The following is a 25337-nucleotide window of genomic DNA, read 5'->3' as shown; positions in this document are numbered from 1 at the left end:
TATGGAAAAGACTTTGCTCTTTTATGTCATTCTCATCATTCTGATAGTCCAATATTTGGTCCATCAACTTCTGGAATACTTGAACGCCAAGCGTTTTGGGGCAAACTTGCCCATGGAACTTTCCGATGTCTTTGAGGAGGAGGAGTACCGAAAATCACAACAGTACAAACAGGCCAATTATAGGTTTGGATTGATTTCAGATGGCTTTTCGTTGGCGGTCACCATCTGTTTTCTGTGGTTTGGTGGATTTGGATGGATCGACGGCATCACTCGTTCCATCACTGAAAGCCCGATTCCCATGGCATTGGTCTTCTTTGGGCTGATCACCTTGGGAAGCACCCTCCTTGGATTGCCCTTTTCCTATTACAGGACCTTTGTTATCGAAGAGGAATATGGATTTAACAAAACCTCCCGAAAATTGTTTTTCATGGACAAACTGAAAGGTGGCCTGCTCACGGTCGTGTTGGGTGGCGGCCTATTGGCCTTGTTCATGGTGTTCCTGCAATGGACAGGCCACAACTTTTGGATCTACACCTGGGCCATGATAGGCACCGTGATCCTTTTTGTCAATCTATTCTACAGTCGTTTGATCGTCCCTCTTTTCAACAAACAGACCCCACTGAAGGAAGGCAGTCTAAAAAAGGCGATAGAAGGTTATGCCCAAAAAGTGGGGTTCGAGCTGAAGAATATTTTTGTGATCGACGGGTCCAAACGCTCTACCAAGGCCAATGCCTATTTTTCGGGATTGGGAAGGGAGAAACGCATCACCCTTTTTGATACGTTGATAGATGACCTGAGTGAAGAGGAAATTGTAGCAGTCCTGGCCCACGAAGTAGGGCATTACAAGAAAAAACACATCGTTTTCAACCTAATGGTCTCCCTCGCCTTGACAGGCTTCACCTTATACGTGCTTTCCCTTTTCATTAACCATCCCGAGATATCGCTGGCCATTGGAGTGTCCACTCCCAGTTTTCATGCGGCCTTGGTAGGATTTGCACTTTTGTATAGCCCTATTTCGGAAATAACGGGTCTGGCGATGAACTACCTTTCCAGAAAGTTTGAGTTCCAAGCGGACGACTTTGCCAAAAACACCTTTGCGGCAACCCCATTGGTCACTTCGTTGAAAAAACTTTCAAAGAACAACTTGAGCAACCTGACCCCACACCCTGCCTACGTTTTTGTGCACTATTCCCACCCTCCGTTGATTGAACGGATCAGAAACCTTAAGGCATAGTTTTTGTTGCTTAGCTAATAAGATTGTGGTAACTTTAATATACTATGACAGAGGCTGCTATTGAGAAAGAGAACAAGGAGATTGCAAAGCAGTACAAAGAACTGCTTCGCATAAGCTATCAAACTTTGACCGATGAGGACAAAAAGTTGATACGCTCCGCCTTTGATGTGGCCGTGGATGCCCATAAGGACCAAAGGCGCAAATCTGGCGAGGCATATATCTTCCACCCCATAGCCGTGGCCAAGATCGTGGCCTCCAAGATAGGTCTCGATGCCGTGTCCATAGCAGCGGCCCTGCTGCACGATGTGGTCGAGGATACCCCTTACACCCTTTCCGACATAGAGCGGATGTTCGGTGAAACAGTGGCCCGCATTGTCGATGGCCTAACCAAGATCGCCCACCTCAAAAAGGACATGGACATCAGCCAGCAAGCGGAGAATTTCAGGAAAATGCTGCTCACGCTACATGACGATGTCCGGGTCATCATCATCAAGATTGCCGACAGGTACCACAATATGCTCACCATGGAGTCCATGCCAGAGCACAAACAGGTCAAGATCGCTTCGGAAACCCTCTATATCTATGCCCCTTTGGCACACAGGATCGGGCTCTACAACATCAAAACGCATTTGGAGGACCTTTCCCTGAAGTATACCGAACCAGAGGTGTACAACGACATCAAGGCCAAAGTTGAGGATACCGAGGAAGAGAGTTTGGCCTATATCGATGCCTTTTCCAATGTGATAAAACAATCACTGGACAAGGAAGGACTCAATTACCAGATCAAGGGCCGGATGAAGTCCATTTTTTCCATCCGAAGGAAAATGAAGGCCCAGAATGTCTCCTTTGATGAGGTATATGATAAGTTCGCCATCCGGATCATCTATAAATCCGACAGAAAGAATGAAAAGTTCCTTGCCTGGAAGATCTATTCCATTGTAACGGACCACTTCACCCCAAATCCCATCCGTTTACGCGATTGGATCACCTCCCCCAAATCCACGGGCTACGAGGCGCTCCACATCACCGTAATGGGCCCAAAGGGCAAATGGGTGGAAGTCCAGATCCGAAGTGAGCGGATGCACGAAATAGCGGAAAAGGGCTATGCAGCGCACTTTAAATACAAACATGGCGACCAAAAGGAACAGGGCATCGAGGAATGGCTCAATAAACTACAGGAAGCCCTTGAAAGTGCCAATGGCAATGCCGTTGACTTTGTGGAGGAATTCAAACTGAACCTCTATGCCAAGGAAATCTTTGTGTTTACCCCGAAGGGAGATCTAAAATCCATGCCCAAAGGAGCCACGGCCCTCGACTTTGCCTTCAATATCCACACCGAGATTGGCATGAAGACCCGTGGGGCCAAGGTGAACGGGAAATTGGTGCCGCTGGGCACCGAGCTCCACAGTGGCGACCAAGTGGAGATCATGACCTCGGAAACGGCCAAGCCCAACCAAAGCTGGCTGGACTATGCCAATACGGCCAGGGCCAGGGCGAAGATCAAATCCTCGTTGATGGAGGAGAAAAAGGAAGTGGCCGAGGAAGGCAAGGAAATCCTTCGCAGAAAGCTGAAATCCCAAAAGATCACCCTCAACGAGGACACGGTGAACAAACTGGTGAACTATTTCAAACTGAAGACCAGTCTGGACCTGTTCTATCGGGTGGGCATCGGGGTCATAGACAATGACAAGCTGAAGGACTTCGCCTCGTCCTACCACAATGCCTTCATCAACTTCTTCAAGAACCGGATACGGAAAACCCCTGTACCGAAAGATGTGGACAAGGACGAGATCACCACCAAATACGACATGCTCGTGTTCGGCAAGGAAGAGGAACGGTTGAACTACAAACTTTCACAGTGCTGCAACCCCATTCCCGGGGACGAGGTGTTCGGTTTCGTAAGCGTGAACGACGGCATCAAGGTGCACAAGAAAAACTGCCCGAACGCCATCTCCCTTCAATCCAATTATGCCTACCGCATCATGAGTGCCAAGTGGATAGACTCCACCCAGGAAGAGTTTTCGGTGGACATACAGATTACAGGAATAGACAACCTCGGACTGGTCAAGGACATCACCAAGATCATTTCCGAGAACATGCACGTGAACATGCGAAACCTCAATTTCAGTGCAGATGGCGGCACCTTCAAAGGGAAGATCACCCTTGTGGTCAAAAACAACAACATCCTGAAAAGGCTCATGGACAATCTAAAGCAGGTAGAGGGGATCGACAAAGTCACCAGAATTTAATTTTTAGCTGTACCTTTGTGCATTAGCATAGGTAGAAAGCCATGGGAAACAATAAGAATCAGGAAATTGTAAAAAACGTGTTCACTACGTTCCTCGAGGAAAAGGGGCACCGGAAGACACCTGAGCGCTACGCCATTTTACAGGAAATCTATGAAAGTGACGATCATTTTGACGTGGAATCCCTCTACATCAAAATGAAAACAAAGAATTATAGGGTGAGCCGCGCCACGCTCTACAATACCATCGAACTTTTATTGGAATGCAAACTGGTACGCAAGCACCAATTTGGAAAGAACCAGGCCCAATACGAGAAGTCCTATTTTGACCGTCAGCACGACCATGTCATACTCACCGATACCGGTGAAGTGGTGGAATTTTGCGATCCCCGTATCCAATCCATAAAAAAGACGATCGAAGAGGTTTTTGACATCAAGATCAACAACCACTCGTTATATTTCTACGGAACCCGAAACAAAGAAGAAAACCTAACAGAATAACCAACTCATTTCATGGTAGATTTATTGCTTGGACTCCAATGGGGAGACGAAGGAAAAGGAAAAATTGTTGATGTACTGACCAAGGAATACGATATTATCGCCAGGTTTCAAGGAGGCCCCAACGCAGGACACACCTTGGAATTCGACGGCATAAAACACGTACTGCATACTATCCCCTCTGGGATTTTTCACAAAAATGCCATCAATATTGTGGGCAATGGCGTGGTGATTGACCCCGTCATCTTCAAAAAGGAATTGGACAACCTCAAAAAGTTCAACATCAATATCGTGTCCAAGCTCTTGATTTCACGCAAGGCACACCTTATCCTTCCCACGCACCGATTGCTGGATGCCGCATCCGAAGCCTCCAAGGGAAAAGCCAAGATCGGTTCCACCCTCAAGGGTATCGGACCTACCTATATGGACAAGACCGGACGCAACGGAATGCGTGTGGGCGATCTCGAATTTGACGATTGGAAGACCAAATACCGTGCCCTCGCCGACAAGCATGAGGCCATGATCGATTTTTACAACGTGGAAATCGAATACAATCTGGCCGAATTGGAATCGGAATTCTGCGAAGCTGTGGAAACCCTCAAAAAATTGACCTTCATCGACAGCGAGGAATACATTTTCAAAGCACAGGCCGAAGGAAAGAAAATATTGGCCGAAGGGGCGCAGGGTTCCCTTTTGGATATCGATTTTGGGACCTATCCCTTTGTCACCTCATCCAACACCACCGCAGCAGGTGCCTGTACCGGACTGGGTGTCGCACCCAACAAGATTGAGAAAGTGCTGGGCATTTTCAAGGCCTATACCACCCGGGTGGGCAGTGGCCCCTTCCCTACCGAACTTTTTGATGAGGATGGAGCGACCATGGGGCGTGTGGGCAACGAATTTGGTGCCACCACAGGAAGACCAAGGCGTTGTGGCTGGTTGGACCTCGTAGCACTGAAATATGCCGTTCAGATCAATGGCGTCACCGAACTGATGATGATGAAAGCCGATGTACTCAGCGGATTCAAGACCATTAAAGTCTGTACTGCCTATGACTACAAGGGACAAAAAATACAGCACCTCCCCTATAACATTGAAAGTGAATACGTTACGCCTATTTACACTGAATTAAAGGGATGGGCAAAGGACCTTACCAAATTGACCACTGCAGAGGAACTTCCTCCTGCCCTGAACGATTACATTGCATTTTTGGAGGAACACCTACAAGTGCCCATAAAAATTGTTTCCGTAGGACCAGATAGGCTTCAGACCATACGCCGATAATTTGTTTGGCAATAAAAGCGTCAGTTCGATTTTTTTTCTAAAGAAAAAAATTCTTGAAACTGGGTGACTTTTGTCACTTTGGGGATGATGGATATTATCTAACTTGCTTGAAAGGAACCTGATCCAAACCCGACAAAATTTGGGTAGTGAAATCATTTAAAAAATAAGGACATGGCAAAGAACCTCAATCAAATTGGACTGGACAAAAAGACATCGAGCGAACTCTCTGACAAACTCAACCAGCTTTTGGCCAACTACCAATTGTTCTACATGAACGCCCGCGGATTCCATTGGAACATCAAGGGCCATAAATTCTTTGAACTCCACCTCAAATTTGAGGAATTGTACAACGATTCCCTGATCAAGATCGATGAGATTGCCGAAAGGATCTTGACCCTTGGCTTTACGCCGCTCCATACTTATGCCGATTATTCATCCCTTTCAAAAATAAAGGCAGCCAAAAACGTATCCAATGGAACAGAGGCCATCAAAGAAATCTTGAAGGGCTATGAGGTATTGCTCCCATTGGAAAGGGAGCTGCTGGAAATGTCGGGGGACTCCAACGACGAGGGCACAAATGCATTGATGAGCGATTATATCCGGGAACAGGAAAAACTGGTGTGGATGTATTCAGCCTTTCTGAATGAATGACAAAATGGGGCAAAACCGTCCCACATTTGCCAAAGCTTTCTAAAGGCTATATGCCACTTTCCCCAAAAACCCTACTTTTGGGCAAAATTCCATGGATTTGAAAAGAATTTCTTTTTTCATTCTATTGCTGTGCTTTACGGGGGCCAGTGCCCAACAAAATGGTCAGAAACCCCAGGACAAGCAGATCAACATTGTCTATGGAGGCACTTTCACCAAGGATGAGGCCCAGTTTCCCGGTGGATCCATATTCAGCAAGGACGATGAGAGACAGGTACAGTTTGAACACCAAGGCGCAGACCTTTGGTGCGATATCGCCGTATTTTATACCGAGGAAAACCGGCTGAAGGCCATTGGCAACATCCGTTTGCAACAGGGGGATTCCATAGAGATGAACAGTGGCAAGATGGATTATGATGGCAACTCCAAACTGGCCAAGGCCTGGGAAAGTGTGGACCTGACCAACGGACAGATGACCCTGACCACCGACACCCTTTATTTTGACCGTGAAAAGCAGTTGGCTTATTACAATTCCGGTGGTAAGGTGGTGGATTCCGCCAATGTGCTGACCAGCAAGGTGGGCACCTATTTCATGACTCCAAAAAAGTACCAGTTCCAAAGGAACGTGCACATAGACAACCCCGAGTACATCATCGATTCAGAGCAATTGGATTACTACACCACTTCCAAAAATGCATACATGTACGGTCCCTCCACCATCACGGGGGAAGAATACAAAATCTATTGTGAACGAGGTTTTTATGATACCAAAATCGAACGGGGGTATGGTATAAAGAACACACGGATCGATTACGACAATAAGATCATAGAAGGAGATAGCCTTTATTTTGACAAAGTCAGTGAGTTTGCTTCCGCTACCAACAACATCAAAATCACCGATACCATCAACAACGGGGTCATCAAAGCCCATTATGCAGAGGTATACAAGGCACTGGATTCCGTTTTTGCCACCAAGCGGGCCGTATCCATCAGTCTGGTGGAAAATGATTCCCTGTACATGCACGGTGATACCCTTATGGTGACCGGAAAACCCGAAAAAAGGATCCTTAGGGCTTTCAGGAATGCCAAATTCTACAAAACGGACCTGAGCGGTAAATGTGATTCCATCCATTTTGATGAAACCACTGGAATCACCCAATTGATCAAAGATCCCATTATGTGGAATGTGGACAACCAGATCACGGGGGACAGCATCCATCTGATTTCCGATATGGAGACCGAAAAACTGGATTCCCTCAAAGTCATCGAAAATGCCTTTATCATTTCCTTGGACACCATTAGTGGAACTGGTTATAATCAGGCCAAGGGAAAGAACCTCTACGGAAAGTTCATCGAAAACGAGCTGAAGATCATAGATCTTGTCGCCAATACCGAGGTCATTTATTACATGTACAATGATGATGAGGAACTTATCGGCATTGACAAGACCATCTGCAGTAAGATCCGATTGATCATGGCCAATAACGACATTGAGGACATTACCTTCTTCGTCAATCCCGATGGGGACATTTTCCCCGAAAAGGACCTGCCCGTGGAGAGTAGAAAGTTGAAAGGTTTTGTCTGGCGGGGCGATGAGCGTATCATGTCCAAGGACGAGATCTTTGATGAGGACGACAATACTATCGAACTGGTAAAAATCCGCGGGATCGATAATCCCATAGACATCGATGCAGAGGAAGAGGAACGTCAAAAAAATGAGAACGATCCCATCAATGCCCAGAACAACAAGGCCACACAGCCCAAAAAGACCCAAGTAAAAAAAGTACAGGCCCCCTAATGTACAAAGACGACTTTTTCACTTATCAAGCCCAGACCACACCACATCCCTTGGGGTTGGAGGTTTCCCATGCAAAGGGCAGCTATATCTACGACCAAGAAGGAAAGGCACACTTGGACTTTGTGGCCGGCGTGTCCGCCTGTGGATTGGGACATGGGCATCCAAGGGTGATTGGAGCCATCAAGGAACAAGTGGACAAATACATGCATGTGATGGTCTACGGGGAATACGTGCAGCGGCCAGCGGTGGAATTCACCAAACTATTGGCCGCCCACCTACCCAAAACTTTGGAGACGACCTATTTGGTCAATTCTGGCACCGAAGCCATGGAAGGGGCCATAAAACTGGCCAGAAGACACACAGGGCGATCTCAGATCATTGCGGCCAACCATGCCTACCACGGAAACACCATGGGCAGTTTGAGCCTTATGGGCTATGAGGAACGTAAAAGCGCGTTCAGGCCCTTGATTCCCGATGTACGCTTTATCAACTTCAATGTTGAAGAGGATTTGGCCAAGATCACCGAAAAAACCGCCGCTGTGGTCTTGGAGACCATCCAAGGGGGAGCAGGTTTCATCCTTCCGGAAAATGGGTATATGGAAAAGGTCAGGAAACGCTGTGACGAAATGGGCGCATTGCTCATTTTTGATGAGATCCAGCCTGGGTTTGGAAGAACAGGGAAGCTTTTCGCTTTTGAACATTTCAACTGCGTGCCCGATATCCTCGTGATCGGCAAAGGAATGGCCTCCGGCTTGCCCGCAGGTGCCTTCGTGGCCTCAAAAGAGATGATGGCCCAGTTGCAGCACAGCCCAAAACTGGGGCATATCACCACCTTTGGTGGAAATCCCGTGATTGCTGCTGCCAGTTTGGCCACTTTGCAGGAACTAACGGAAACCGACCTGATCCCACAGACGCTGGAGAAGGAAAAACTGTTCCGAAAACTGTTGGTCCACCCCTTGATCACCGAGGTTCGGGGCAAAGGACTGATGCTGGCCGCAATGCTGGAAACCAAGGAAGTGGCCGACTATTTGATATTGGAGGCTGCCAAAAGGGGACTCATCCTTTTTTGGCTGTTGTTTGAAGGTAGGGCAGCAAGAATTTCACCTCCTTTGACCATCTCGATGAAAGAAATTGAGGTTGGTTGCGACTTAATCATTACTATTTTGAACGAGTACAAACCCGATACTGTTAACTAATTTGTTGATAACATACCTGATTTTTGGACCTAAAGAGATACTCAAAGGGTTAATTTTAAGTCCATAGTCAAACCAAAAAAGTTCCTATGGCGTTAGATTCTAACGAATATCCTGACAAATCCATCAGCAAATTCGAGTCAATGCTCAAGACGGACGACGTCTATTTCTTTGACTCCGAGGACTTTGAGGAAATCATTCACCACTACCTCAACAACGGAAAAATCTCCCTAGGGAAGAAAGCCATCCAAATAGGTCTGGAACAACATCCCAATTCCTTGGAGCTAAAACTGTTGCAAGTTGAAGTATTGGCATTTGAGGACAAATTCGAGGCCGCTGAAAAATTACTGGACGAAATCCAGGACATAGATGCCCTCAACGAGGAAATCTATATCCAACGGGCCAACATCCAATCCAAACAGGACAACCACCAAGCTGCGGTAAACCTGTTATTGGACGCCCTACATTTGACGGACGACACTTTTGACATCCATTCCCTCTTGGGCATGGAATACCTTTTCATGGATGACCACGAACGCGCCAAGTTCAGTTTCATGAAATGCGTGGAGTATGATGAAAGTGACTATTCATCACTCTACAATGTCATCTATTGTTTCGAGTTCCTCGAAGATTTTGATGGTGCCATACACTACCTGAACGATTATTTGGAACGGAATCCCTATTGCGAAGTGGCCTGGCACCAATTGGGCAAGATGTACTACGCCATGGACATGTTCCAAGAAGCCCTGACCGCATTCGATTTTGCCGTTATTTCCGATGATTCCTTCATAGGTGCCTATTTTGAAAAGGGCAAGGTGCTCGAAAAGCTGGGACGCTACAACGAGGCCATAGAAAATTATGAGGCCACCATTTCCATGGAAGACCCTACTTCCCATGCGTTCCTACGTCTTGGAAAATGCCATGAAAAACTGGGCAACTACGATCTGGCCAAATACTATTACTACCACACCGTACATGAAGACCCTTTGCTGGACAAGGGCTGGTTGGCCATTACGGATTTCCATTTTAGGCAAAAGAACCACGAAAAGGCACTTTATTATATCAACAAGGCCATCAATATTGATGGGGAGAACCCGCTCTATTGGAAAAAAGCCGCCAAGATCTACTTTGCCCTTGACAATCTGGACGAGGCCGATTTTGCCTACAAACAGACGGTGGACCTAGGAAACTATGAACTGGACACCTGGAAAAATTGGGCAGAGGTACTGAAAAGAATGGGTGATCTGAACTCCGCCATACAAGTCTTGATCCAAGGGTTGGAATTTTATCCCGACAGCGCCAAGCTCACCTATAAATTGGCCGGAATCTACCTCAAGAACAATGATGTTACCGGAGCCAAGAAAACGCTGGCAGATGCCATGAAAATGGATTTGGACAAACTGGAACTGTTCGATGAGGAATTCCCTGAGTTCAGCGAAGTGAAATGGGTAAAGGCCTTGGTTTCCAAAATAAAAAAGACCTCTACCTAATCCCCTACCCTTATATCCCAATTACATGAAACCACGCCGATTAACGGACTATATTATTATTACCCTCAAAGGAATGGCCATGGGTGCCGCAGATGTGGTCCCAGGGGTGTCCGGGGGCACCATTGCCTTTATTTCGGGCATCTACGAGGAGCTTATTACCTCCATCAACAATATTGACCTCTCCCTTATCACCGTTTTGCGAAAAGAGGGTATCAAGGCTTTTTGGAGCAGGATCAACGGGAATTTCCTGCTCGCCCTTTTTGCAGGTATCTTCATCAGCGTGCTTTCCTTGGCCAAGTTTCTTAGCTGGCTTTTGGAAAATGAGCCCGTGCTGCTGTGGTCCTTTTTCTTCGGATTGGTAGTGGCCAGCGTATTTTTTGTGGGCAAGGAGATCCAAAAATGGAACTTGGGCACTGTGGTGGTTTTTGTTCTGGGTGCCGTCGTTGCCTATTTTATCACCGAACTTCCCGTAAGCGAAAACACGGACAGCCTTCCCTATCTTTTCATGTCGGGTGCCTTGGCGGTATGTGCCATGATCCTCCCCGGCATTTCCGGGGCTTTCATCTTGGTGCTGCTAGGTCCCTACAAGACCATTTTGGATGCCGTTCATGAAAGGGACATCAAAATAGTGCTCACCGTTGCCCTCGGTGCCATTGTGGGGCTCTTGAGTTTTGCCCGCTTGCTGAAATGGATGTTCAACAACTACAAGAACATCACCTTGGCCCTGCTCACCGGTTTCATTTTGGGCTCACTGAACAAGATCTGGCCATGGAAAAAGGTGCTCCAGACCCGTACTTTTGGGGATAAGACCATTGTTGTCGACGACGTCAACGTACTGCCCGGTGCATTTGAGGGCGATAATCAATTAATGCTTGCCATAATCTTAGCCATCCTCGGTTTTTCGCTTATTTTTATCCTGGAAAAAGCAGCTTCCAAAAAATAGAAAAAACATATTTTTGGCCCATGCACCAACCTAGGACGTTTCTGGATAATTTCTTCTTGGTTATCAAGGGCCTCTGCATGGGGGCGGCCAACAAGGTGCCTGGGGTCTCCGGAGGTATCGTGGCCTTTGTGGGAGGTTTCTACGAAGAGTTCATCTATTCCCTCCAAAAACTGAACTCCAAGGCAATAAAACTGCTGTTCAATGGGAGGTTCAAGAGTTTTTATAAATATACCAACGCGCAGTTTTTGATCCTGTTGATCTTCGGGATGCTGGTGAGCTATTTCAGTGTTTCAAGGATTTTGGATTATTTTTTGGACCATAACGAGATATTCGTGTGGGCCTCATTTTTTGGGATGGTCATTGGGTCCATCTACTACATCGGCAAGGATTTTGAGCCATGGAACCGAAGAACAATCCCAGCCGGCATCATAGGACTGATCATTGGCATTTCCATCAGTTTTCTTAACCCGGCCAAGGAAAACGACAATCTGATCTTCATCTTCTTTTGTGGGATCATCAGTGTTTCCGGGATGACCCTTCCCGGACTTTCGGGCTCCTTCATCCTCATCCTTCTGGGCAACTATGTATTGCTCTTGGTGGATTCGGTAAATGCCCTTTATGACACTTTTTCAGACATTTTTGCAGGTGACTTCAGTTTTGTGGACAATGGCGAACGCATCCGGACCCTAAAGATATTGGCCGTGTTCACGTTGGGATCCGCAACAGGACTGGTCACTTTCTCCCATTTGCTCAGCTATGTGCTCAAGCATTACAAGGCCACGACCACGGCTGTGATCTTAGGGTTCATCACAGGCTCGCTCGGGGTACTTTGGCCATGGAAAAGGACCATGTTCAAACTCAGTCCCGAAGGGAATCCCTTGCTGGATTCCAATGGGGACAAAATAATACTCAACTACAAACGCTATCTTCCTGACATGGCACTGGCCGAAACCTGGTGGGCTTTGCTTTTAATAATCCTTGGGATTTTGGTATTATTGCTATTGGACTGGTATGGAAAGAACAGAAATGAAAAAAAACAGGTACGGACTTCTCGGTAAGAACATCTCATATTCCTTTTCCAAGGGCTATTTCACCCAAAAATTCAAGAATCTTGGTATGGACGACCACAGTTATGAAAACTTTGACCTTCAAGACATCTCCGAACTGGAAACCGTACTTTCGCAGGACAACATCAAGGGGTTCAATGTAACTATTCCGTACAAGGAAGAGGTATTGGCCTATCTGGACCAATTGGACGCGAAAGCGGAAAAAATCGGTGCCGTCAACACCATCAAGATCACCGAAAATGGACTGAAAGGCTTCAATACAGACGCCTATGGTTTTGAAAAATCGCTTGATCCCTTGTTAAGACCGCATCACAAAAAGGCCCTGATCTTAGGCACGGGCGGTGCTTCCAAAGCGATCCGTTTTGTACTCGAAGAAATGGGCATAAGCACCACCTACGTTTCGCGAAGCAAAAAAGCGGGACAGTACACCTATGATGAACTGGACAAGGCCATCATGGAAGAAAACACCCTGGTCGTGAACTGTACGCCCTTGGGCACCCACCCTGATATTGAAAAAAAACCTGACATTCCCTATCAACACATTGGAAAGGAACATTTGCTCTACGATCTGATCTACAACCCAGCCAAAACCACTTTCCTTGCCTTGGGGGAAGCCCAGGGCGCAACTATCCAGAATGGTCTCGGGATGCTGCAATGGCAGGCCGAAAAGGCTTGGGAAATCTGGAACACACCTTAAAAAAGGCCTTCCGCATACCATTTTGATATATCCAAACATCTTATTGCCAAGGCAAAAGAAGAATCAATACTTTTGCTAATGGCCAATTAAGTTGTTAAATTGGCTATAATTATCATCAATCAAAAGCTAAAGCTACTTACCAATGCAGGACAACGAACACAAACTTCAGCAAGCTGAAGGTGGCACAGAGCAAACATCGGACAACAGCAAAGCATCTTTGGAAGAAAGCCCCATTTCTGAACCGAACGTGTCCGAGGAAACTGTATCTGAAAACAAGGAAGAACCCAAGGCAGAAAGCAGCGTTTCCAATGAGGACAATGCAAAGGATTCCGATGGTTCTGAAGACCCCATCGATGAAATAGACGAATCCAATGCGGAGGATGCGGAAGACACCGACAATGAAAAGAGGCACTACATCCCATTCTTGGATTACCACACCATGCCCATGGAAAACTTGGTGGGCGAGCTCCAAAAACTGGTGCGGAACGAAAAGGTACAAGCCATTGGAAAACATGTCAGTGCCATAAAATATGAGTTTGACCAAAAATTCCAGGAGTTTTTGGAACACAAGAAAGAAGAGTTCGTGTCCAAGGGAGGCAATGAAATTGATTTCAGGTACAACTCCGTGGCCAAAAGGCAATTCAATGAAGTATATGCCGATTATCGTGAAAAACGGGACCAGTACTACAAACAACTGGAACAGAACCTAAAAAACAATCTCCACAAGCGTTTGGAGATCATTGAAGAACTGAAGGGACTTATTGATGTGGAGGAAGACATCAACACCACCTACAACAATTTCAAAAACCTTCAGGAAAGTTGGAAAAATGCAGGCCCCATTCCCCGCAACAACTATAATGATGTTTGGCGCACCTACCATCACCACATGGAAATCTTCTACGATTTCCTGCACCTGAACCGGGAACTGCGCGACCTGGATTTCAAACACAACCTGGAAGAAAAACAAAAATTGGTGGAGCGGGCAGAGGCCTTGGCCGATGAACCCGACCTGAACAAAGCCTTTAGGGAACTCCAGACCCTTCATAAAATTTGGAAAGAGGACATTGGCCCCGTGGCAAAGGAGAATCGGGAAGAAATCTGGGAAAGGTTCAGCAATGCCACCAAGGCCATGCACCAGCGAAGGCAAGAGCATTTCCAAGAACAGGAAAAGGTCTATGAAAAAAATCTGGAGAAAAAACAGGAGATCATAGCCTCCATTGCACAGATTTCCGGAAATGTGGCCAATAGCCACAGGGCACTTCAACAACAAATCAGTGAAGTTGAAAAGCTGAGGGATTCCTTCTTCAAAGCCGGCAAGGTACCGCAACGGGTAAATGAGGAAACCTGGAGCCACTTTAAGGATGCTGTCCGTAAATTCAATAGGAACAAGAACGCTTTTTACAAGAACCAGAAAAAAGAGCAACAGCATAACCTCGACAAGAAACAGGCTCTTTTGGACTTGGCCATTTCCTTAAAGGACCGGGATGATTGGGAGGAAGTCACCCCCGAAATGAAGCGCATCCAAAGTGAATGGAAGAAAATCGGCCACGTTCCCAGAAGGTATTCGGACAAGATCTGGAAAGAGTTCAAGGATGCGTGCAACCACTATTTTGACCGCCTTCACTCGGAAAAGAACGAGGCACAGAAGGACGAGTATGAAAATTATGAGAAGAAAAATGCCTGTCTTGAACGATTGAAAGAGTTCCAACTGAGCGGGGACAAAAAGAAAGACCTGGCCGAAATCAAGGAGTTCCTTGCCGAGTGGAAACAATACGGACGGATTCCCTACAACAAGAAACACATCAATGGGAAGTTCAACAAAATCGTGGACGCCCTTCTGAAAAAGCTAGGGGTGAGCCGGCAAGAGTCAGAACTCATCAAATATGGAAACAAAGTACAAGAGCTGGCCAAAACGGAGGACGACCGTGCCATTGGCAATGAACGGGTCTTCATCCGAAGAAAAATCGATGAGAGCAAGTCCGAGATACGCCAGTTGGAGAACAACCTTCAATTCTTTTCCAACAGTTCCGAGGACAACCCTTTGGTGCAAGAGGTGATCAAAAATATAGACAAGCAGAAAGAAGCCCTACAGACCTGGAAAGAAAAGCTCAAAAAGCTCAACATACTTGAGAACAGGCTCAATAGGGAGGCCGAAGAGGAAGAGAACAGTAATGAAGAAGAATAAAAATCGCCCCAAAATTGGGGCGATAATTTTTGGGTCCGGTTCAATATTGCTCCAACAGATACCTTATCAAATCCGTGGTGGTGACAATGCCCACCAGCTTTCCATCATCCACAACCGGGAGGGCGTGGAACTCCTTTTGCGATAAAAACTGCGCCACATTCCTGATCGTGGTCATAGAGGTAACGGTCACCACATCGTGCACCATCACTTGGGGTATGGTGAACATATTGTAGACTATGGTGTCCACATACTCCTCATGTTCGTCTATGGCATCCGCAAAACTGATGCGGAGCAGATCCGTGTAGCTCAATATTCCAATGATGGTATCGCCCTTTACCACTGGAATATGTCTGATATGATGCTTCTTGAAAAGTCTTTCGGCAGTGACCAAGTCATCTTTTGGCCCCAATGTGACCAATTTTTTGGTCATGATCTCGGAAACAGGCACACCTTTTTTCATCCTTGTAGAAGTTTATTGTTCCTCATATAAAGCTAGTGTGATCATACTGGGAAAAGTATGATAATTGTCAGCGTCTGTGCAGGGAGATGCCTCGCTGACATCCAAAAAACAAACATTGGCTATCGCTTTTGAACTGTACACCGCATTTCTTTTGAAGATTCGGGGATAAAGGGGAAATTTCTGAGGAAAATCAAACCAAGTACCAACCAAAACACCTTTTACCAATGACCAAAAGAACTATTTTCTTGGCCCTATATCTTTTGTTAGGCTTCCAAGCATTTTCCCAATCATACTATTATGAGACCAGCTGGATCAGCAACAGTGTGAAGTACACTGGTTTTGTGTTCTTTTATAGTGATACCGAGGCCTTGATCCGGATAAAATATTTTACCAACGGCTCGGACAAAGTGGCCCAATATAAAGGCACTTTTAAAGAGTTTACCAAGAGCGATGGTACCAAGGATTATTTTCTGGATGGAGAAAACCCATTAATTATCAGAGGTCCTGAAAGTTCCAGTTACAGTCCCGACAACTTTTATCTGGAAGAAATGTCCGATGGCACATTCAAGGCCTACACGGTGGATGACAATGCTTTTGCTGGCGGGGATATCACACAACACATGAAGCCTGCACTCTATTGGATCAACCTAGATCCAAAATCGGTCAACGAAGGTTACCTGGACGATTTCATCAACAAAGACGAGGACATCTATAAGGCCTTGTTATTTAACAATTTCGGGGAACTGGAACTTCCCATCTATACCAATGCCATAACAGCGTTCGCAAATGGAGAAATAGAGGGTGAGTCCGTCTGGTCGGTGGTAATGAGCGACATGGGAAACAATTCCTATGAAAAACAAAAAATATTCCATTCGGAAACTTTCCCTTCCGATTGGATCAAAACCCACTGGGAATTGGGGTACACCATTACCTCTGTCGAGTTCGACAAAACCAAAAACACCTTTTTATTGGTCATGAGCAAAACTTCCCGATGGGGGATTCAATCCTGGAAATTATCTGAATTTTTTCCCAAGGATTGGATCAACGAAAAATGGAACAATGGTTATCGCATCACTTCCCTTGCCTATGCCAATGGGGAATGGGTCGTGGTCATGAACCAAAATACAGGGTATGGTGAACAACGATGGAAAACCTACAACTCAGAGATACCCAAAGAGTGGATAGAGCAGAATTGGAACGAAGGTTATTCCATCACTTCGGCCAATTATGGCAATGGACTTTGGGCGGTCACGATGAGCACAGAGTCTCAGTTGGGCCTTCAGAGCTGGAAGACACTTTCTGAATATCCGCTAGAGTATATCAAGGAAAAATCGAATGATGGTTACGATATCACTACCATTGCACATGGCAACGGAAAGTGGTTCGTAGTGATGTCCAAAAGGAGCATCTATGACTACAACACATCCTATTCGAGCTATAGTGACATTCCTTTGGAATGGATATTCAAAAATACCAGGGATTGAGAAGAGGATAGCTTATTTAGCCACGTTCACGGAACGGGTCTCACGGATTACGGTCACCTTCACTTGGCCCGGATAGGTCATATCGGTCTGTATTTTCTGGGAAATCTCAAAGGATAGTTCAGCGGCCTTGTCGTCGCTCACCTTTTCACTTTCCACAATGACACGAAGCTCCCTTCCTGCCTGGATGGCATAGGCTTTCTGTACTCCGTTGAAACCAAAAGCGATGTCCTCCAGGTCTTTCAAACGTTGTATATAAGAGTCCAACACCTGTCTTCTAGCTCCAGGACGTGCTCCACTGATGGCGTCACAAACCTGAACGATGGGCGAGATCAACGTGGTCATCTCAATTTCATCGTGGTGGGCACCGATGGCATTGCATACCTCGGCTTTCTCCCCATATTTTTGGGCCCACTGCATCCCCAAAATGGCGTGTGGGGTTTCTACTTCCACTTCAGCCATGGGCACTTTACCAATATCGTGCAGAAGTCCGGCCCTTTTGGCCAACTTGGGGTTGAGCCCGAGTTCTGCAGCCATGACACCGCAAAGCTTGGCCACTTCCCTGGAGTGCTGCAACAGGTTCTGCCCATAGGAAGAACGGTATTTCATCCGCCCAACGGCCTTTATCAATTCCGGATGTAGTCCGTGTATGCCCAAATCGATCACGGTTCGCTTACCGATCTCGGCTATCTCCTCATTTATCTGTTTTTCGGTCTTCTTCACCACTTCTTCGATGCGCGCAGGATGGATTCGTCCATCGGTCACCAATCTGTGCAGCGAAAGTCGAGCAACTTCCCTTCGCACCGAGTCAAAACAGGAGAGGATGATGGCTTCCGGGGTATCGTCCACAATGATCTCGACGCCAGTGGCCGCCTCGAGGGCACGGATGTTCCTTCCTTCCCTACCGATGATGCGCCCTTTGACGTCATCCGATTCCAAATTGAAAACGGACACACAGTTTTCCACTGCTTCTTCGGTACCGATACGCTGTATGGTATTGATGACTATTTTACGGGCCTCTTGCTGTGCGGTAAGTTTGGCCTCTTCCAAAGTGCTTTGCAGATAGGCCATTGCATCTGATTTAGCCGTTTCTTTCAAGGATTCCAACAATTGGCTCTTGGCATCTTCTGCGGACAGTCCGGAAATCACTTCCAGTTGCTGCACTTGGCTCTTATGGAGTTTTTCCACCTCGGACTGTTTTTTGTCCAGTATCTCCCCCTTGTAATTGACTTCCTTGATCTGCTCCTGGAGCTGATCACTCAGTTTTTTGTTCTTGGCCAGCTCACTGCTCACTTGGGATTCCTTGTCCCTGATACGTTTTTCGGCCTCTGCTATCTTTTTGTCCTTACTGATGATGACCTTTTCGTGTTCGGCCTTCAGCTCAAGGAACTTCTCTTTGGCCTGGAATATCTTGTCCTTTTTGATGTTCTCCCCTTCCTTGTTGGCCTCTTTTATGATGTCCGATGCTTCTCTCTTCGCGTTGGCTATGGTCTTGGATGCCTTTCCCTTCTCCATGATCTTGGCTATGGCGAACCCTATGCCCAGCCCTACAACAGCTGCTACAACGATCACTATGATATTATCCATGTTTGATTGTGTTTAGTTAAAAAAAAGCCCACATTGGCCGAAGTTTTGTACAAACTCCTAATTACAGGTTTAGGGCTAACAGGCTGATCAAGGATCCCTTGGACAGGGCATGCTTTTACAACCTAAACTCACCCTTTTTAATTATAATAGTGTTGAGCTTGTCAAAAATGTATTACCAATGTGGGCAGTAACAATAATTTTATTTAAAAGAACTTATTCCACCAGCTTGGAATGTACCAGTTCATCGAGGGCCTTGAGACGCTGCAGGGCGGCCTCGGCATTTTCTGAACGGTCTATTCCACCTTGCTCAATCTTTGATGCAAATTGTAAGGCGCACATGGCCAGAACATCCTGCTTGTCCCGAACCGCATAGTTTTGCTCAAATTTTTTGGCCAGGTTCTCAATGTTCTTGGCCGCTTTTCGCAATCCTTCCTCTTGCCTGGGGTCTATCGTCAATGGATATACCCTGTCAGCAATGGAAAGCTTTATTTTGAGCTTCTCTTCCATGGTTTCGGTACTGATCAATCCGAGAGCTTGGCGATGCAAACATCCAATTCGCGGATCAATGTATTTATCTTGAGCTTAGCTTCTGTTTTGCTAGTATTACTACCCAGCATCGTGTTTGCCATTTTCAGGGAATTATATTTCTCTTCCCATTCTGCCAAAGCGTCTTCTTTGAGCTTGCTTTCCTCTTTTGCAAGTTCCAATTCTTCTTTCAACTTGGTGTTCATCTGGTGCAACAGTTCCATTTTGTGCAGCAGTTTGCTCACCTTGTTCTCCAAAGAATCCACAATCTCAACAAGTTCGCCCATAGATGCAAACAACAATGCGTATTACACAAAGTTAACGATCCTAGGATAACTTCACAATACTTTTCGGTATTTATTCTTTGAGGCGGTTTTTGGACGGTCAAGAGGGCTTCAAAGGGTTTTCCATGAACAAAACATTGGTTACTTTCGTATGTAATTATAAAAAACCATATGCGCCTTTCTTTTTTTGCCTTCCTTTTTGTAGTTGCCCCAATCCTCCATGCCCAAGAAAAATACCCCAAGGAAGTTTTCCAATCCCCTTTGGAGATTCCCTTGGTGCTTGCTGGAACATTCGGGGAGCTTCGTTCCAATCATTTCCATTCGGGTATCGACATCAAGACTCAACAACGGGAGGGACTGCCCGTTCTTGCCATTGCGGATGGTACGGTCACGCGGATTGTGGTCTCGCATTGGGGATATGGAAAGGCGCTCTATGTGGCCCATCCCAACGGATACACCTCCGTATATGGACACCTGAAAAAGTTTGGGCCTGAGATAGAGGAGTATGTGAAGAAGGTACAATACGCCAAGCAGTCGTATGAGGTCGAGATCTTTCCTGATTATGGGGAATTAAAGGTGACCCAAGGCACCACCGTGGCCTTTTCTGGAAACACAGGGGGCTCATCTGGGCCCCACCTCCACTTTGAAATTCGGAGCAGCGTCAATGAAAAACCCACCAACCCCCTGCTCTATGGTTATGAGGTTAGGGACGCCACCGACCCTACCCTTTTGGGGCTCTACGCTTACCCTTTGTCCAAGGATGCTTTGATCAACCAAAGTGAAGAGAAGATACAGATCAATTACACAAAGCAAGCGGATGGTTCCTTTTTGGCGGACAAGGTCACGGCTTCGGGTTCCATCGGTTTTGGGATCAACACGTTTGACCGACAGGACATGGCCGCAAACCAGAATGGGGTTTATTCAGTACGACAAACCGTGAACGGTAGGGTATACTCCGAGTTCGACTTTGAAACATTTTCCTTCGGGGAGACTAGGTACATCAACACCTTGATCGATTATGCCCATTTTTATAAGTTCCGGCAGCGTATCCAAAAATGCTTCAAGGAGCCCTTCAATCATCTGAGCATTTACAAGAACCTTTACAATGATGGAAAAATTGACCTAGAGGAAGGCATGTCCTACAACGTGGAACTCCTCATTTCGGATATTGCGGGCAACACCATCACGCTCATCATCCCTGTGGAGGGCAAAAAAGAGTCTCCCAAAAAACTTAGGGACGACAAAACCACTTCTGATTTCATCATTGCGGACAAACCCAACAACTTCGACCTTGGAGCGGCCAAGGTCTATTTTCCGGCCAATACTTTTTATGATGATTTTTATATCGACCTGAAAAAAGGGGAGGATACCGTGATGATACACGACAACAGTGTGGCAGCGCACCGAAACTTCACCATTAGTTTTGACCCCTCCAAATACCCCCCATCGGAACGCGACCAAATGTTCATAGCACACCTGGACGAAAATGGTCGTCCTTCTTATTCCAAAACCTACAAAAGGGATGGCTCCTTTACGACCCGAACGCGCACCTTGGGCACCTATACCCTTTCCAAGGACAGTGTTGCCCCTTCCATAACGCCCAAAAATTTCAAGGAAAGACAATGGCTGAGCAATTACAGTTACCTGAGCCTTACTATTTCTGATGATTTGAGCGGGATAGACACCTATTCGGCCACTTTGAACGGGGATTGGATATTGATGGAATACGAACCCAAGACCAATACCATCACCTATAATTTTGACGATAAGATCCTGAATGCCACAGAGTGCGAGCTGAAAGTCACCGTTACGGACAATGTGGGCAATTCAAATACCTTTATCAGTACTTTTTTCAGGAAATAGCTTTATTTTTGCCTGCGGAAAACAGCCAGCCAGACGATTTTCACAGGAATACCCCCAAAAACAGGGTTGGCAATAACGCTTTTTTTAGGCAGATTACTTCCCTGAAGATCAAGAGCCTGTTCCCAATAAAAGATATGACCATGAAAAAAATCGTCTTCATTCTTGTTCTGTCCACAGCCGCCTTTGCTTCGGCCCAAAAGAACATTTATGAGAACACCCGGTTCGATGACCTTACCGAAGCCCATGAAATGCTTGCCATTGTTCCCTTCATTGCCCATTTGGAGCTCAAGAAAGCAGTTGACAGTGACGAACTGAAGGTTTTGGCACAAAGGGAGGGTTATGCGGTGCAGAATGCCCTGGAAACCTATTTTGCCAAACGCAAAAAACGGAAAAAGTTCAATGTGGATTTCCAGAACATCCGGAACACCAACGCTATTTTGGCCCAGAACGGTATTGAATACAACAATATAGACACCTTCACCACGCAGGAGCTCTGCGATATATTGAAAGTGGACGGCATCATCAGCGGGAATCTTAACCTGAACATCCTACTTTCCGAGGGTGTCCCCACAGATTTCAGTCTTTTTGATTATTTCAGCGGCGATGCCAATTATGGTAGGATCGGTGTGAAGATCAGTGATGGGGAAACGGGAAAACTACTCTGGAAATACGAAAACGAGATCACTAAAAAAACAGGGAAGAACACCACGGAACTCATCGACAAAATGATGAAAACGGCCTCCCGAAAGTTTCCCTACGACAAGGAAAAAAAAAGGGACAGGGATTGAATCATACCTGTATAAACTCCTTGAGCACCCCAATCGTATAGTCCAGATCCTCTTTGGTGTTGTACATAGAGAACGAAAAACGTAACGATGGTTTTGCCAGTTCTCCGTCAGATAGGATTTCCGTGAGCACATGCGAGCCTTTATCGCTTCCCGATTGGCATGCGCTTCCTTTGGAACAGGCAATTCCTTTCATATCCAAGTGGAACAACAGCATCAAACCTTTTTGCTTGTCCAAGGGCAAACGGACATTCGCAAGGGTGTAGGTACTCTTGTCCATATCCCCTGAAAGTCCATTGAATACAGCCCCGGGAATTTCTTCCTTAACTTTTTCAAGAAAGTACTTTTTGAGCTCCTTCACGGTCTTGGTCTCTTCTTCCAAGTGTTCGTAGGCCCTCACGAAGGCTTCTTCCAATCCCACGATATTATGGAAAGGTTCTGTACCTGCCCTGAACCCCCTTTCTTGGGCACCACCCACGATCAGTGGCTTCAACCCTGAATTTTTTCGGATAAAGGCAAAACCAATGCCCTTGGGACCATGGAACTTGTGTGCTGCAGCCGTCATAAAATCAACCTGAACAGATTGCACATCCCATGGATAGTGACCAATGGACTGTACGGTATCGGAATGAAAAAGGGCCCCGTTTGCTTTGCACATCTTGCCAACAGCCTCAATATCAACAACATTCCCAATCTCGTTGTTCACATGCATCAAGCTCACCAGTTTTTTGGAACTGTCTTTTTGAAGAAGTTGCTCCAAATGGTCCAGTTTCGGATTACCGACCTCGTCCAGATCCACATACCCAACCTCAATGCCATATTCCTTTTCCAGCTCTTCCACGGTGTGTAGCACGGCATGGTGCTCTATTCTGGAGGTGATGATGGTCTTTACCCCCAAATCCCTGACGGCACATCGCAAGATCATATTGTCCGCCTCTGTTCCTCCCGAAGTGAAGATGATTTCCGAAGCTTGGGCGTTCAAAGTCTTGGCAATGGTCTTTCGGGCCTGTTCCACCATGGTCTTTGCCGATCTTCCAAAGCTATGGGTCGATGACGGGTTGCCGTAATGCACGGCCAAGGCCTCCTGCATTCTTGCGATTACCTCATCCCTTACCTGCGTTGTGGCCGCATTGTCCAGATACACTTTTTGCATGGTCCAGTTGTGATTTTAGAGGGGCAAAAATACGGGAAATAAAGTTAATTTCTTTTAAAGTGGAGAGAAGGATTGGGGTATTAAAATGGAATTGCTTTAAATTTGATGCATGAGAAAACTTTTCCTTTCAATGCTTTGTGCCGGGATGTTTTTTTCCTGCAGCGACGGTGATCTTCAGATAGAGACCATTGATTTTGACAGTGTCTCCCTGCAATACTGTACCACCCCGAGCACAACGACCAAAAACATCCTCTTCAAGATCAATGAAAATGAGGCATTGATATTGGAACTTCAGAGCGGAGTGCTCAACAGGGGAGTTGTGGGCGATACCATTATTACGGAAAGTACCGTACCTGCCCAGTCACAGATCACGTATCGGATTTTTTCGGATGATGTGGACAAAAATTATTTCTGCGACGACATTCCTACGGCAGATCCTGTGGTGATCGATGAGGTCGAAGCCGAAGACGGACTGGTCATCATTGAGACCATCATGGATGCGGACAGCACCAACTTTGTCCATACTATAAATTTGAGCGGGATTTCATTTGTGACGGGTAATGGGGAACGCATCACCAACCTGAACATCTCCGAGTTTGGCGAGGTCAGCACAGCCATCCCTACCAACTAAGGATTCTGAAAAATATAGACCTCCGTAGCACCTAGACCATATTTTTGGTAGTCCGCATCGTAATACTCAAGGTTTTCATATTTCTGGAAGAGCCAATGCAACTCCTCTTTTAGGATGCCCTCCCCCACACCGTGGATGAAAACCACTTTTTGGATACGCTTCTGCATGGCAAACTCCAACTGGCCCTTGGCCTTTTCCAATTGTAGGTTGAGCATATCAAAATTACTGAGTCCTTTGGTAGATCCCACCAAGTGATGGATGTGAAGGTCCACTTCCATTTTGGGGGCATGCCGCTCCTTCGGTTTTGTGCCCGTGGACTTTCTTCGTTTTGGAAGTTCTTTTTCCTGCTTTACCTGGGCCACCTCGAAATTGGAGATGGAAATGTCCCTTCCTGTTTTCACCAGATCTTTTGCAGGATATTGCATGGGAAAACCCTCACTGGTCATCAAAGTGACCCTATCACCATCCACTTTCTGCACCGTCCCCGAAATGGCCTCGTCCAGCACCTCCACTTTGTCCCCTATCTTAAAAACACCCATACCTAAATATCTGTTAAAAAAATGATGGGAAAGATGAATCCCATAAGCAAAAATAATAGTATTTTTCGGCTGTCATAGTTATGATGTACGCACAACCGACCATATTCTCCCTTAGCCTGAAGGACTATATGCTTCCCTGCCTCAACAAAAAGTTGTTAGGGTTGGACTGTCCCGGTTGTGGCATGCAGCGTTCTGTAGACCTATTGCTGCACGGAGAGTTTGCGGCCGCATTCAAAATGTATCCGGCCATTTACCCCATCACCCTCCTATTACTTTTTTTGGTATCCAACCTCTTTGTGAAATTTAGATTCTCCCACCAAATCAGATTGGCACTGATGCTGACCATAGCGGGAGTCATAATTGTAAGTTACATCATCAAAATGAATAAACTGTTTAACTAAAAAACCTAAAATTATGGAACAACAAAAACTTCCAAATGCAACGCTGATCCTCGTATTTGGCATCATATCGATCGTGACTTGCTGCTGCTATGGCGTCATTGGTCTTATTTTCGGGGTAATCGCCCTGGTCTTGGCCAATAAGGCAATGAAGCTATATGCTGAAAACCCGGAAATGTATGACGGAATACAGAATGTAAAAACAGGAAGAATACTGGCCATTATTGGGGTTATCCTCAACATATTGGCCCTTGCATATTTTATCTGGGCCATTTCCTTCTTTGGATGGGAAACTTTGCAAGACCCAGAGAGAATGCAAGAAATCTTGGAACAATACCAATAATAGCAT

General features: G+C 46.1%; 24 protein-coding genes and 1 other RNA gene. 18 read left to right on the top strand and 7 right to left on the bottom strand.

Annotated elements, in window-relative coordinates; all coding sequences use genetic code 11:
- Position 1: 1 nt before the first annotated feature.
- The 12 genes from FOT42_RS12525 to FOT42_RS12470 all read left to right on the top strand — a co-directional run bounded on the left by FOT42_RS12525 (position 2) and on the right by FOT42_RS12470 (position 15282).
- Complete coding sequence (locus tag FOT42_RS12525) at positions 2-1234, top strand: M48 family metallopeptidase (RefSeq protein ID WP_151890912.1); 1233 nt, start codon at positions 2-4, stop codon at positions 1232-1234.
- Between the two features lie 44 nt (positions 1235-1278).
- Positions 1279-3483, top strand: a complete 2205-nt coding sequence (locus FOT42_RS12520) for a RelA/SpoT family protein (protein ID WP_151890911.1) — start codon at positions 1279-1281, stop codon at positions 3481-3483.
- A 41-nt stretch (positions 3484-3524) separates the two neighbouring features.
- Positions 3525-3980: a Fur family transcriptional regulator gene (locus FOT42_RS12515; protein WP_108423512.1), complete on the top strand. Its 456-nt coding sequence runs from the start codon at positions 3525-3527 to the stop codon at positions 3978-3980.
- A 12-nt stretch (positions 3981-3992) separates the two neighbouring features.
- Entirely contained in the window at positions 3993-5261 is a 1269-nt protein-coding gene (locus FOT42_RS12510; protein WP_151890910.1) for an adenylosuccinate synthase, read from the top strand.
- A 171-nt stretch (positions 5262-5432) separates the two neighbouring features.
- Positions 5433-5912 carry a Dps family protein gene (locus FOT42_RS12505; RefSeq protein WP_151890909.1) on the top strand — a complete coding sequence of 160 codons (480 nt, stop codon included), beginning with the start codon at positions 5433-5435 and terminating at the stop codon, positions 5910-5912.
- Between the two features lie 91 nt (positions 5913-6003).
- On the top strand, positions 6004-7707 hold the full coding sequence (locus FOT42_RS12500; protein WP_151890908.1) for an OstA-like protein: 1704 nt from the start codon (positions 6004-6006) through the stop codon (positions 7705-7707).
- On the top strand, positions 7707-8903 hold the full coding sequence (locus FOT42_RS12495) for an aspartate aminotransferase family protein (protein ID WP_151890907.1): 1197 nt from the start codon (positions 7707-7709) through the stop codon (positions 8901-8903). The genes FOT42_RS12500 and FOT42_RS12495 overlap by 1 nt, the downstream gene beginning before the upstream one ends.
- 86 nt (positions 8904-8989) lie before the next feature.
- Positions 8990-10390 carry a tetratricopeptide repeat protein gene (locus FOT42_RS12490; RefSeq protein WP_151890906.1) on the top strand — a complete coding sequence of 467 codons (1401 nt, stop codon included), beginning with the start codon at positions 8990-8992 and terminating at the stop codon, positions 10388-10390.
- Positions 10391-10415: 25 nt separating this feature from the next.
- Positions 10416-11333: a polyprenyl-phosphate transporter gene (locus FOT42_RS12485; protein ID WP_151890905.1), complete on the top strand. Its 918-nt coding sequence runs from the start codon at positions 10416-10418 to the stop codon at positions 11331-11333.
- Between the two features lie 20 nt (positions 11334-11353).
- Positions 11354-12391: a DUF368 domain-containing protein gene (locus tag FOT42_RS12480; protein ID WP_151890904.1), complete on the top strand. Its 1038-nt coding sequence runs from the start codon at positions 11354-11356 to the stop codon at positions 12389-12391.
- On the top strand, positions 12360-13097 hold the full coding sequence (locus FOT42_RS12475; protein ID WP_226789887.1) for a shikimate dehydrogenase family protein: 738 nt from the start codon (positions 12360-12362) through the stop codon (positions 13095-13097). The genes FOT42_RS12480 and FOT42_RS12475 overlap by 32 nt, the downstream gene beginning before the upstream one ends.
- Before the next feature lie 142 nt (positions 13098-13239).
- The gene (locus FOT42_RS12470; protein ID WP_151890902.1) at positions 13240-15282 is read left to right on the top strand and encodes a DUF349 domain-containing protein; all 2043 of its coding nucleotides are present in this window, start codon (positions 13240-13242) and stop codon (positions 15280-15282) included.
- Positions 15283-15322: 40 nt separating this feature from the next.
- On the opposite strand, the gene FOT42_RS12465 is transcribed toward FOT42_RS12470, so the two are convergent.
- Positions 15323-15742 (bottom strand): CBS domain-containing protein, encoded by a 420-nt coding sequence (locus tag FOT42_RS12465; protein WP_151890901.1) that lies wholly within the window; start codon positions 15740-15742, stop codon positions 15323-15325.
- A gap of 224 nt (positions 15743-15966) precedes the next feature.
- Between FOT42_RS12465 and FOT42_RS12460 the strand changes: the two genes are divergently transcribed.
- On the top strand, positions 15967-17226 hold the full coding sequence (locus FOT42_RS12460) for a DUF7477 domain-containing protein (RefSeq protein ID WP_151890900.1): 1260 nt from the start codon (positions 15967-15969) through the stop codon (positions 17224-17226).
- 12 nt (positions 17227-17238) lie between these two features.
- Here FOT42_RS12460 and rny read toward each other — a convergent pair whose 3' ends face one another.
- From rny to FOT42_RS12440, 4 genes are all read right to left on the bottom strand, one after another.
- The gene (gene rny, locus FOT42_RS12455) at positions 17239-18810 is read right to left on the bottom strand and encodes a ribonuclease Y (RefSeq protein ID WP_151890899.1); all 1572 of its coding nucleotides are present in this window, start codon (positions 18808-18810) and stop codon (positions 17239-17241) included.
- Between the two features lie 51 nt (positions 18811-18861).
- Positions 18862-18968, bottom strand: a non-coding RNA gene (gene ssrS / locus FOT42_RS12450) — 6S RNA.
- A 55-nt stretch (positions 18969-19023) separates the two neighbouring features.
- A complete protein-coding gene (locus FOT42_RS12445) occupies positions 19024-19317 on the bottom strand; it encodes a cell division protein ZapA (RefSeq protein ID WP_151890967.1) in 294 nt (97 codons plus the stop codon).
- 14 nt (positions 19318-19331) lie between these two features.
- Complete coding sequence (locus FOT42_RS12440; RefSeq protein ID WP_151890898.1) at positions 19332-19622, bottom strand: hypothetical protein; 291 nt, start codon at positions 19620-19622, stop codon at positions 19332-19334.
- Positions 19623-19790: 168 nt separating this feature from the next.
- Between FOT42_RS12440 and FOT42_RS12435 the strand changes: the two genes are divergently transcribed.
- Both FOT42_RS12435 and FOT42_RS12430 read left to right on the top strand, forming a co-directional pair.
- The gene (locus FOT42_RS12435) at positions 19791-21482 is read left to right on the top strand and encodes a M23 family metallopeptidase (protein WP_151890897.1); all 1692 of its coding nucleotides are present in this window, start codon (positions 19791-19793) and stop codon (positions 21480-21482) included.
- Positions 21483-21622: 140 nt separating this feature from the next.
- Positions 21623-22270 carry a hypothetical protein gene (locus tag FOT42_RS12430; RefSeq protein ID WP_151890896.1) on the top strand — a complete coding sequence of 216 codons (648 nt, stop codon included), beginning with the start codon at positions 21623-21625 and terminating at the stop codon, positions 22268-22270.
- Between the two features lies 1 nt (position 22271).
- Here FOT42_RS12430 and FOT42_RS12425 read toward each other — a convergent pair whose 3' ends face one another.
- On the bottom strand, positions 22272-23420 hold the full coding sequence (locus FOT42_RS12425; protein WP_151890895.1) for a cysteine desulfurase family protein: 1149 nt from the start codon (positions 23418-23420) through the stop codon (positions 22272-22274).
- 109 nt (positions 23421-23529) lie between these two features.
- Between FOT42_RS12425 and FOT42_RS12420 the strand changes: the two genes are divergently transcribed.
- Positions 23530-24051 (top strand): hypothetical protein, encoded by a 522-nt coding sequence (locus FOT42_RS12420; RefSeq protein WP_151890894.1) that lies wholly within the window; start codon positions 23530-23532, stop codon positions 24049-24051.
- Here FOT42_RS12420 and FOT42_RS12415 read toward each other — a convergent pair.
- The gene (locus FOT42_RS12415; RefSeq protein ID WP_151890893.1) at positions 24048-24590 is read right to left on the bottom strand and encodes a Smr/MutS family protein; all 543 of its coding nucleotides are present in this window, start codon (positions 24588-24590) and stop codon (positions 24048-24050) included. The genes FOT42_RS12420 and FOT42_RS12415 overlap by 4 nt on opposite strands.
- Before the next feature lie 80 nt (positions 24591-24670).
- Here FOT42_RS12415 and FOT42_RS12410 point away from each other — a divergent pair, with 80 nt between their 5' ends.
- Positions 24671-24991: a DUF2752 domain-containing protein gene (locus tag FOT42_RS12410; RefSeq protein WP_151890892.1), complete on the top strand. Its 321-nt coding sequence runs from the start codon at positions 24671-24673 to the stop codon at positions 24989-24991.
- A gap of 13 nt (positions 24992-25004) precedes the next feature.
- Positions 25005-25331 carry a CCC motif membrane protein gene (locus FOT42_RS12405; RefSeq protein ID WP_151890891.1) on the top strand — a complete coding sequence of 109 codons (327 nt, stop codon included), beginning with the start codon at positions 25005-25007 and terminating at the stop codon, positions 25329-25331.
- Positions 25332-25337: the final 6 nt, after the last annotated feature.

Origin of the sequence: Flagellimonas hadalis, from assembly GCF_007785775.2 — a bacterium.
In the GTDB taxonomy this organism is placed as follows: Bacteria; Bacteroidota; Bacteroidia; order Flavobacteriales; family Flavobacteriaceae; genus Flagellimonas; species Flagellimonas hadalis.
Note: the sequence above shows the minus strand (reverse complement) of the source record. Positions and strands in the feature narration are given on the sequence as shown.